Consider the following 2,183-nt stretch of genomic DNA (forward strand, 5'->3'; position numbering starts at 1 on the left):
CGTGAGAACGAGTCGTTGATACGTCTATCGTTCTCACGTGAGAAGGTCCTTCGCGCTGCTCAGGATGACAAACGCTTTCTATGCACAGCTCTAAAGAAGCCCTTCCAGCTTGGCGCGGGTAGGGATGTCGTGGTAGTGGAACTTGCCCTTCACTACCCCATTCTGCAACAGCAGAAAACCAGGGTCGGAGCGGATGATGGTTTTGAGCACGGTGGCGTCGGCGTAGTACACGGGCGCAATCAGGTTCACGTCGTGCCGAAAGGCGTCGAAGTCGGCGGGGCTGCTGCTGGTAACCACTAGGGGTACTAGCTTCTTCTGCGACGAATCGGCCGATTGCAGCAGCAGATTGATCTGCTTGAACCGGTCGCGGTCGGCGCGTTCTACGCTCTGCACAATCAGCACCAATTTGTTGCCTTTCAGCAGCTCTTGCGTGTAGTCGCCCTCGTCGTTCCACACCCGGAAATCCGTAATTTTGGGGCCGTCATTCGGATTCAGCGCCACCATTTCCTTGAACTTCCAAGTGGTATCGGTGGGGTAGTCGGTGAATTCCTGGTCCGCACCGTTGCGCGTCATAATGTACTTGTAGCGTAGCGGGGCCGAGGGCTGCATCAGCTTGCCAATGTCGTTGCCTACCTTATAAGGGCGGAAATCGAAGTAGGGCAAGTGCCCCAGCGCGTACACGCCAATGCCCGCCGATACGGCCGTGGCAATCGTGATGTACATCACGCCCAACTGGCCCGGCGCGAAAGAATAGCGCAGGTAGCGCTGCCCGCGGTACACTACCACCCACAGGCCCAGCAGGATCATGTCCTTCGTGAACGAAGCCCAGGGCGTCAGCTTCAGGAAGTCGCCGAAGCAGCCGCAGTCCGTTACTTTATTGAAAGCAGCCGAGTAGAACGTGAGGAAGCCGAAGAACACCAGCAAGGCCAGCAGCACCCACAACGTTTTGCGCAGGTACCAGCGTAGCAGCAACGCCACGCCCAATACCACCTCCAGGGTGCTGAGAATGATGGCCAGCGTGCGGGCTATGTTGCGGAAAATCAGGAAGAATGAGCCGAAATCCTGGGCAAATACCTCAAAATATTCCTCCAGCTTCAGGCCCGTGCCCACTGGGTCGTTGAGCTTAATCAGGCCCGAGAAGATGAATACGATGCCCAGCAGCGCCCAACAAATGCGCGTAATCAGTTTCATAGGTAGGGTCTTGGGGTCTTAGGAGCTTGGTTGTTGTGTGGGAGCCGTTATGCAAGGTACGCCACGCACGCCAATACGGAAATGCTAGGGTAGGGGGCGTATGTCATTTCGACCAGCGGGAGAAATCTCGCTTGATAGTATCCAGCATCAGCACGCGAAATGCTTCGACAAGCAGACGCCAGATGGAGTATGACATTCAACGTTTAGCACGCAGGATTTCCCCCGCTAGTCGAAATGACGTTTTGGTTTATGCGGCTCCCACTTCTCCTAACCCCATCTTAATCAACACAAACACCGCATAGTTCAGCATGTCGCGGTAATTGGCTTCTACACCTTCCGATACTTGGGTTTGGCCGGCCAGGTCCTCAATCTGCTTGGTGCGGTGCAGCTTCATCAGGATAATGTCGGTGATGCTGGGAATGCGCATCTGGCGCCAGGCCTCGCCGTAGTCGTGGTTTTTAGCGAACAGCAGTTGGCGGTTGGCCTCTATTTCCTGGTCGTAGGCAGCGGCTACCTCCTCAGTGGGGAGGTCGAGGGGCGCCTCGGCGGGTAGGTGCAATTGCAGCAAGGCAATCACGCAGTAATTGATGATGGCCACAAATTCTTCCTCCACGCCATCGGCTACCAACTGCGTGCCTTTCTCCTGAATGGAGCGAATGCGCTGGGCCTTAATGTAGAGCTGATCGGTAACGGAGGGTAGGCGCAGGATGCGCCAAGCGGTGCCGTAGTCGTGGGTTTTGGCCAGAAACAGCGCGCGGCAGCGCGCAATTACCTGGTCGTACTCGTGCTGGGTTTGCGTTTGCAAGGTTTTCAACCTATTTTGTTGGGAAACGAAGGCGTCTGTCATCCTGACGAAGGAAGGACCTTATGACAGCAGAAGGAACCGCGGGCACGATACTCGTTACTATCTCCATCAGGTCCTTCCTTCGTCAGGATGACAGACGACCCAACCCGAAACTATGCTCCAGGCTCTGCAAGATACGTGTTTTTCG

2 protein-coding genes are annotated in these 2,183 nt (G+C 55.7%); both read right to left on the bottom strand.

Features of this window, described 5'->3' with window-relative positions:
- Positions 1-90: 90 nt before the first annotated feature.
- Complete coding sequence (locus KYK14_RS21815; protein WP_185281737.1) at positions 91-1,191, bottom strand: BT_3928 family protein; 1,101 nt, start codon at positions 1,189-1,191, stop codon at positions 91-93.
- 247 nt (positions 1,192-1,438) lie between these two features.
- Positions 1,439-1,996: a DUF1599 domain-containing protein gene (locus KYK14_RS21820; protein WP_185281736.1), complete on the bottom strand. Its 558-nt coding sequence runs from the start codon at positions 1,994-1,996 to the stop codon at positions 1,439-1,441.
- Between the last annotated feature and the right edge of the window lie 187 nt (positions 1,997-2,183).

Source organism: Hymenobacter profundi, from assembly GCF_019334315.1.
Classification (GTDB): Bacteria; Bacteroidota; Bacteroidia; order Cytophagales; family Hymenobacteraceae; genus Hymenobacter; species Hymenobacter profundi.

Coding starts and splice junctions, on each gene's coding strand:
- KYK14_RS21815 (WP_185281737.1), bottom strand. CDS start 1,191: ATGAAACTGATTACGCGCATTTGTTGGGCGCTGCTGGGCATCGTATTC.